This is a genomic window from Anaerotignum faecicola, from assembly GCA_024460105.1.
In the GTDB taxonomy this organism is placed as follows: domain Bacteria; phylum Bacillota; class Clostridia; order Lachnospirales; family Anaerotignaceae; genus JANFXS01.
Map to the genome: position 1 here is coordinate 1 of JANFXS010000300.1, position 445 is coordinate 445.

Genomic DNA, 445 nt, shown 5'->3' on the forward strand with positions numbered 1-445 from the left:
TTCAGTTTTTGAAACATACCGGCCGGACGTCGTATACCATGCTGCGGCGCATAAGCATGTTCCGCTGATGGAGGACAGCCCTAACGAAGCAATAAAAAATAATGTCATAGGCACGTATAAGACTGCCAGGGCGGCCATGAAATACGGTACGAAACACTTTGTCCTGATTTCCACCGACAAAGCGGTTAATCCGACCAATATCATGGGGGCCAGCAAGCGCCTCTGTGAAATGGTAATTCAGATGTGCAACAGCAAGAGCAGTACAGAATTCGTCGCGGTGCGGTTTGGCAACGTTCTGGGAAGCAATGGAAGCGTGATCCCGTTATTTAAAAAGCAGATCGAAAATGGCGGTCCGGTCACAGTTACAGATCCGGATATTATCCGGTATTTTATGACGATTCCCGAGGCGGTAAGCCTGGTGCTGCAGGCCGGGGCTTATGCGAAG

1 protein-coding gene is annotated in these 445 nt (G+C 49.9%); it reads left to right on the forward strand.

Annotated elements, in window-relative coordinates; all coding sequences use genetic code 11:
* Positions 1-445, forward strand: a 445-nt coding sequence (locus NE664_14065) for a polysaccharide biosynthesis protein (protein ID MCQ4727760.1), incomplete at both ends; no start/stop codon positions are given.